This window comes from Streptomyces sp. NPDC036764 (genome assembly GCF_055609385.1).
The window spans coordinates 344,935-349,156 of record NZ_JBVJPT010000001.1 but is presented as its reverse complement, the minus strand read 5'-3'; the positions used below and the strand labels follow the sequence as shown (position 1 = coordinate 349,156).

General features: G+C 70.9%; 6 protein-coding genes. 2 read left to right on the top strand and 4 right to left on the bottom strand.

The annotated features are described in order from the left end of the window. Together ACZ69Q_RS01470 and ACZ69Q_RS01465 are read left to right on the top strand one after the other, a co-directional pair. The coding region (locus tag ACZ69Q_RS01470; RefSeq protein ID WP_471034349.1) for an FMN-binding protein at nt 1-390 on the top strand (390 nt) is incomplete at its 5' end. Nucleotides 391-392: 2 nt separating this feature from the next. Continuing rightward, a complete protein-coding gene (locus tag ACZ69Q_RS01465) occupies nt 393-1,133 on the top strand; it encodes an FAD:protein FMN transferase (protein ID WP_471034348.1) in 741 nt (246 codons plus the stop codon). Between the two features lie 4 nt (nt 1,134-1,137). Here ACZ69Q_RS01465 and ACZ69Q_RS01460 read toward each other — a convergent pair whose 3' ends face one another. The 4 genes from ACZ69Q_RS01460 to ACZ69Q_RS01445 form a co-directional block, all read right to left on the bottom strand. Then, complete coding sequence (locus ACZ69Q_RS01460; RefSeq protein ID WP_471034345.1) at nt 1,138-1,623, bottom strand: PX domain-containing protein; 486 nt, start codon at nt 1,621-1,623, stop codon at nt 1,138-1,140. Between the two features lie 5 nt (nt 1,624-1,628). After that, nucleotides 1,629-2,483, bottom strand: coding sequence for a hypothetical protein (locus ACZ69Q_RS01455; RefSeq protein ID WP_471034341.1), 855 nt, complete (start codon nt 2,481-2,483; stop codon nt 1,629-1,631). Beyond that, the gene (locus ACZ69Q_RS01450; RefSeq protein ID WP_471034338.1) at nt 2,480-2,911 is read right to left on the bottom strand and encodes a hypothetical protein; all 432 of its coding nucleotides are present in this window, start codon (nt 2,909-2,911) and stop codon (nt 2,480-2,482) included. Before ACZ69Q_RS01450 ends, ACZ69Q_RS01455 begins: the two co-directional genes overlap by 4 nt. Nucleotides 2,912-3,159: 248 nt before the next feature. Next, entirely contained in the window at nt 3,160-4,089 is a 930-nt protein-coding gene (locus ACZ69Q_RS01445; protein ID WP_471034335.1) for an SMI1/KNR4 family protein, read from the bottom strand. Nucleotides 4,090-4,222: the final 133 nt, after the last annotated feature.

Sequence of the window (4,222 nt, the reverse complement as noted above, 5' to 3'; positions counted from 1 at the left end):
CTGGAGGCCCAGAGCGCCGACATCGACACCGTCTCCGGCGCCACCATCACCACCGACGGCTACAAGGAGTCGCTCCAGGCCGCGATCGACGCGAACGGGGAGTCGGCGGCTGCCTCTTCCGCGTCCACCGCCTCGGAAACGGTCGACGGCTCGACCGTGCAGACCGACAAGGGCCCGGTGCAGGTCCAGGTGACCTTCACGGGCACCAAGATCGCGTCCGTGAAGATGCTCCAGCAGCCCAACCACCCCCAGACCACGGCCGCGGTACCGAAACTGATCGCGGAAACCCTGGAGGCCCAGAGCGCCGACATCGACACCGTCTCCGGCGCCACCATCACCACCGACGGCTACAAGGAGTCGCTCCAGGCCGCGATCGACGCGAAGGGCTGATCATGCGCCGAGTCGAACACGTCATGGGCTTCCCGGTCTCCCTGCGGGTGGACGACGAGCACGTCGGCGAGGAGACGGCCGACGCCGTGTTCGCGTGGCTGCGCGAGGTCGACGCCCGGTTCAGCCCGTTCAAGGCGGACAGCGAGGTGTGCCGGCTGGACCGGGGCGAGATCGCGCGCGGCGACGTCAGCGCCGATCTGGACGAGGTACTGACGCTGTGCGAGGAGTACCGGCTCGCCACCGGCGGCGCCTTCGACGTACGGCTGCCCGGACGCGGCCTCGACCCGTGCGCGGTGGTGAAGGGCTGGTCCGTGCAGCGGGCGGCGGAGCTGCTGAGGGCGGCCGGTGCGCGGCGTTTCGTGCTCAACGCCGGTGGTGACGTGGTCGCCTCCGGCGGGCCCTGGCGGGTGGGGGTACGGCACCCCGAGCACGCCGACAAGCTGTGCACCGTGCTGGAACTGACGGACGGCGCGGTCGCCACGTCCGCCCGGTACGAGCGCGGCGACCACATCGTCGACGGCCGCACCGGGCACCCGGCGACGGGCCTGCTGTCCCTGTCCGTCGTGGCGTCCTCCCTGACGCTGGCGGACACGGTGGCGACGGCCGGGTTCGCGATGGGCAGGGAGGGCGTCGAGTGGGCGGCGTCCCGGGAGGGCTGCGAGGTGTTCGCGGTGGACGCCGGGCGGAAGGTCCTGCGTACGGAAGGCTTTCCGGCGGTGTCGGCGCAGGCCCGGGCGGCGTGACGGGTCAGATGCGGGGCAGATGACGGCTCAAGAGGTCGCGCAGCCGCTCCGCGTCCTGCTCGGACCGGAGCCCTCGCTTGGGCAGGAACTCCACGAGCAGGATGTTCGGGTCGCGGCTGAGCAGGACCACGTGGTCCCGGGCCTCGCGGTAACCGCGGAAAACGGACCAGCGCAGGACGAGAGTCGTGTGCACGGTCTCGGTCGCGATCCCCGTCTCGCTCACGCTCGTCCGGTACTCGCCCTGCCAGGCGACGGTGCGCAGCACGTGGTGGGCCTGGAGGCGCGGGATCGACCAGATCATGGCCGCGCAGAAGAGGGCGAGCACCCCTGACACCGCGGAGCCGTTCGACGCGGTCATCGCCGGCACGGCGGCGGCCCCGAACAGCCCGGTGAGGCCCCAGCGGACCAGAAACAGACCCCGGCGGCGCTCACGCACCAGGATGCCCGCGAGAATGTCGGCGCGTGTCGGCCGGTAGACCAGTTCGACCATGTCCATCACCTCAACCCCTCCGGCAGCGAGACGGTCCCCTTGTACGACCCCGAGGTCCGCTCGGTCACGTCCTGCTCGTACCGGATGCGCTGCCCGTCGTAGGGGATCAGGAAGGTGCACGTGAAGGTGTGCCGGGTGATCCGGTACGTGGCGGCGTCGAGGACGAGCGTCTCCTCGACGCCGCCGACGCTGATCTCGCTCTCGGGTGCGGTGACTCCGGCCGCGCGCAACTGCCGCAGGGTCGGGGCGAGTTCGCGAAGGGCCTTTCGTACGACGCCCCGGTCCCGAACTCCGGTCAGCGGGGCGGAAGTCGTGCGGGTGCGCAGTTCGACGCGGCCGTCCGGCGTGGCGAGGGCGACCTCGTCGCCGTACCGCCGGAACGCGTCGAGCGCGGCGAGGGGGTCCTCCACCCGGTCCGCGAACTCCGGGTCGGTGAGGGGCCCTTGTTCCCAGGCGGCGGTGCCCTTCTTGACGTAAGCGGTCCCGTCGGCGACGTAGATCTCCTCTGGCCTGCTCACGCCCTTGCTCAACGTGGCGCCGGTGGAGTGCAGCGCCCAGCGGTCGCCCGTGGTCCGGCGCACGGTGGCCGTGTAGGTCGCGGCGCTCTGCCGGCCCGGCATGACCAGACCCTCGCGGCCCCGCACCGAGAACGTCCACCCCTTCTGCCCGGCCATCGCCTCCTCGGCGCGGGCGAGGAACTCGGCGGCGGTGCGCGGTGGTTCGGGCTCGGCGGGGGCGGCCTGTGTGCGCTGGGCGGTGGGCTGTGCGGACCCCGCGGGCTTCCCCTCGTCCGCGGAGGCCGCACAGCCGGTCAGTACGGCGGCGAGCAGCACCGCCGGCACGGCGGAGGTCAGTCTCACGCGACGACCCTCCTGGCCCGACCGTGCAGCGTCAGATAGAAGGTCTGGAGCGATTCTCCGGGCCCGCCGAGCTCGAAGCGGTTGCGGACCTTTCCGAGCGGGTTCCAGACCCGGCCGTCCGGCATCCGTACGCCGACCGCCTGCCCGAAGTAGGCGCGCTGGTCGGCGTCGAAGTCCACCCACACCGCGCCCGCGCGACGCACGAGCACCTCACCGACATAGGCACCGAGCCCGAACAGCGTGTCCCGCACCTGCTCACGTCCGGTACCGCCCTTGCGCAGCCCGTCGATCAGGAAGTCCACGACGCGCAGGCTGGCCACGGAGTAGTCCAGCGGCAGCCGGTTGCGGGCGGTGACGCGGGCTACGAAATCCGCCGCGCACGACCGCATGTTCCTGGTGCCCGTGCCACGTCCGTCCTCCGGACTCATGGGACCCCACCCCTCTGCTCGATCAGCCGGGAGACCTGCTTCCGGACTCCCGATCGATCAAGCGGATGCCGCCTCACGATCATCACGGGCCACGGGCGTGACGATGCGCACACAGTCAAGTCACCGAAGACGTACAACCTTTGGGGCGTTGGTTCGTCGGCGGCGACGGGACCGTTGGTTCGCGCGCCTGGGTTTGCGGTGACGGGTTCCCGCCTCTCGGGCAACCGCACTGAGGGCTGCCGATGTGGTCAGTCGCCGTCCGATTCAGGGCTCTCGTAGCTCTGGAACCAGTGGACGTCGAAGTAACGGGCGGTCGAGAAGGGATGGTGCGGGTCTGTGAGCAAGCGATGGACGAACTCGGCGGTCGAGCCGTCGAAGCGCTGCCAGGAGTCGGGGACCTCCTCCGACATGACGACGGGCCACTTGTCGGGGTCGGGGCCCTCGGTAAGCCAGTAGAACCGGTCGGCCTGCTCGGAGCCGGCCCATTCGAGCAACCCGCCGGGAGCCGGGAAAAGGTCGTACGGCTCCCACAGGTCGTTGCCGCGCACCCGCGACCACTCGGCAAGCCACTCGGTGTGCCGGACGATGTCGGCACTCTGGAACGGGGCATCGGGTACGGACAACTGGAGGAAGCCGTCGAACGCGCCATGGCCGAAGAACTCGACCAACCGCTTGTAGTCGCTGGGCAGTGCGGTCCCCAGCCGGTCCTCGATCGCAGCCCAGTCGACCGTACGGGCCAGGTCCGGTTCCCACCCTGTGACCGCGACGACGCGGTCCACCCAGGAGGCGTCCTCCGGCAGCACGTCCACCGCCGGATCAAGGCGCTCGGCGACGACCACGACGGGCCTCATGCCCTCGCTGGTCCGCGTCGCACCGCAGCCGATCCATCGGCCGGCGTACGCCCACGCCCGCATCTCGACCAGCCGCTCGCCGAACGGGACGAGGAGCGGCAGCCCTGTCCGCTCGGTCACCGCCGGATCGACGTGCCCGCCCATGACGAGAGCGCGTGGCTGTCCGTACCGGCCGCTGAGACTCTCGGTCAGCGCGGACGATCCGACCTCGTCGGAAGCTGCCAGGCACACATGCCCTGCCGAGTGCCCCGCCTCGCGACACTCCAAGGTTCCCGTGCCAGGCCGGAGCAAGCCGTGGACGGCCGCGAGCAGTTCCTCTTCGTTCATGACAGACAGTGAAACGCACGCCTCTGACAACGGGACTCATGGCCGGGTGTGGGGGGGGGGGGGGGGGGGGGGGGGGGGGGGGGGGGGGAGAGGGGGGGGGGAGGGAAAAATATGAGAAGAGAAGACGCAGGAC